The organism is Pseudomonas sp. RW409, from assembly GCF_003184125.1.
Classification (GTDB): Bacteria; Pseudomonadota; Gammaproteobacteria; order Pseudomonadales; family Pseudomonadaceae; genus Aquipseudomonas; species Aquipseudomonas chlororaphis_I.
Genome location: NZ_QHHP01000008.1, coordinates 1 through 2,847 on the forward strand (window position 1 = coordinate 1; position 2,847 = coordinate 2,847).

Below are 2,847 nucleotides of genomic sequence, written 5' to 3' on the forward strand. Positions count from 1 at the left end.
AGTTCAAAACTACCGTCAGGACCTGCCTGCACATCCAGCTTCGTGCCATCGATCAGGGTCACGGTGACTTTGCTGTTCGGCTCTGCCTTGCCACTGACCTTGACCGTACCGTCCTTTTGCGTGACCGCTTGCAAGTCAGATGGAGGGGGCGGTGACGTGGTATCAATCTCTGGGTTAGCAGTATAAGTGCCTGTCGTCGGCTTACTGGCATTATTCGCCGCATCGATTGCAGTCGCTTGATAAGTACCATTGTTCTGAGGAACCAGACTAGCAAAACTAAAGCGACCATCAGTCCCAGTGACAATGCTCTGCTTAGAGCCATCGGGGAATATAAAATCAATACGACTTCCAGGCTCTGCCATACCACTAACAGCCATGGTGCCATTGGCCTTCGTGCTCACGTTGACCTGAGGAGCATCAGGGGGAGTCGCATCCACAGAAGTTGCTGAGCGTACATTCCCCCTTCCGCCGCCACTCTTGCCCCCGGACTGGGCCAAGGCATAGATACCTAGCGCCGAGCCCGCGAACAACGCACCCTTTGCCAGCGGAGACATCTCTGCAAAACCGACACTCATTTTGCGCAGAATGGATGAATCGCCGGCTACTTCGGTAACACTCTGCTGAAAGGGTTCGTAGCTCACGACCAGATCGCCGTCCACCCCCACCGAGTCGCCGATAACAGCCTCAACCAGTTGCCCATCTTCACTGAGGACCAGAGCGTTGTCTTGGCCCTCAAATGTGTTGAAGAATTTCTTGATGACCAGCTTTTCGTTTCCGGTGAGCTCAATGACCAGAGATTGTCCGTTGCGGGTCATTTTTTTGATTGACGCTCTCGCAACCCCAAGCACAACGACCGACGCGGACTCAAGCACGATCTCTTGGCCCCTGGCTACTACCTGGGACTGGGTTTTCTTATCGAATATAAAGACTTCTGACATCTTAGTACCTTTTCAACAACATGTTCATATGGGGCAAATACCTCATCCCGTACAGGGAACGCTCAAACCAAATCTGCGGCTCATCAGGCTCGGAGCGTTTTTGAGGAGGACTCAGAAAGACGCCGTATCGAACAAATCAAGGAGCCGGCAAGCTCACTATTGGGCTCTGCGCAGATAACAATTTGGGACAATAGAAATGATGAGTGAGGCAATGGAACTAAGTTGCAGGAAGATTCCTAGTGATATGTAGGAAATTTCCTAGCTACGGATATCAGGAGAGGGAAGGAACGACACGCAAAGCACCTTCCGATGGCATACCCACCAATCGAGCCACCCAAGCATGATGATCTGGTAATCCGTGTCGCTTTGAGTCATGAGTTTTCATGAGCACCTCCAGTCGGTGGACAGACTGGACTAGGACTCAGATCAAATTGCACTCCTAAACGAAGTCACGAAACGCGCCAAGACTTCCTGATTTCGGCCAAACATCCGGAATCCAACCGCCGAGCTTTCCGACACGTCGAGGTCATCACGGATGGCCAATTGCCTTCGGATCGCCAGGGGGGAAGGCTGGCAAGCACCCAGAGCGCCTTTCGGCTAGTGGCCTCTAACTCGCGGAGTTCATCGTGTCATTTCAGTCCCCTTCAGGCAGGACTTGAAGCAGCTAGGCATTATTGTCGTGCCGCACAATGGTGGACGGCTGTTGTGAATCGAGCCCTGCGGGCTTCTATCCTGCAAGCCTGCGGGCTCCGCTTGCCTGATGCTCGCATGGGTAGAATGTTCGGCGACTCTGGCAGTGTGCCAGTTTAGTCGTCGAAGCAACACTCGGGGGAGTAGCTGAAATGTCGAGATTGATGAGTGGTTTTCATCCCCATTAGAGAAACAACGACTACTCGAGATACTAAACGCGGCAAAGCCTAAGTTCTTCGAGGCTGGCAGGTTGCAAAAGGTCGAAGGCTGGCTCAACTCGCATTAACGTCGATGAAGCCACAGGTTCGCAGTCCGTATCGGAGTGTGCTGAACGAAGACAATGGAACGGATAACCATTAGTGGCCAGCCGGAGAGCTGCTTCATCCAGCGGCTCTACAGCGAGTGAATTGATATGGAGCGACCCAACGACGTTAAGACCCATGCAATGCTGCACCTCAAGGTGCAATGGGCTCATTCCGCGACTGTAATAGTCAAATGGCTCGACAAACGCCATCTACGCGTTCGTATGCGAGTTCTTTGTTAGCTGGCGGGAGGTCGTAATCCACCAAGCAACTGCCTTCAGCCCAGCGCATCTCGAGGCGCCCTTTATCAGGTACACCGAATACCAGTAGGCGTGACAAGTTATCTTGCTCATCAAATCCTTGCGCGCCGAATGGGATAGTTCCATGTGTATCTTGGCGCAGAACAAACTGCAAACGTCGCCCAGTCTGAGCAGCATACTTGACCTTGACCACAGCGCCACGGGTTGGCACGAGCACTTTGGACGTTTCATTAATTTCGGTATCTGTACCCAAAGTTTGAGTATCCAAGTCCATCCAGTTGTAGCGATAGGGCTGCAAATACGGAACCACTGCATAACCTTTCCCATTAGTACGGACTGCGTTAAACCCGGATACTCCGACACCATCGGTGTCAGGTATTTCCACCAAGCCAAAGGTCTCACCAAGTGGCTACCCAAAGGTAACACCACCACTGTGAACTAAAAGCGAGCCCGAAGCGCCCAGGTCGATATGTTTGTCATCACGACCCTGACTGTATCCACCTGTTACTGCTGACCGAAAACTGACCCAGTAAAAGCTGTTCTGCCGACTGAAAACTGACCCAGGTGTTCAACTGCTTCTGCTCGCTTTCCGAGCAGGAGAACACAGGGTGATCAGCATAGAAATGTTGGGGAAAATTCGGCGGATGTGCCTTCGCG

General features: G+C 52.4%; 1 protein-coding gene and 1 pseudogene. Both read right to left on the reverse strand.

Features of this window, described 5'->3' with window-relative positions; translation table 11 throughout:
• Positions 1 to 938, reverse strand: a 938-nt coding sequence (locus DK261_RS08625; protein WP_146218520.1) for an Ig-like domain-containing protein, incomplete at its 3' end; no start/stop codon positions are given.
• 1,181 nt (positions 939 to 2,119) lie between these two features.
• A pseudogene (locus DK261_RS08630) lies at positions 2,120 to 2,719 on the reverse strand (fimbria/pilus outer membrane usher protein); the annotation flags it as partial.
• Positions 2,720 to 2,847: the final 128 nt, after the last annotated feature.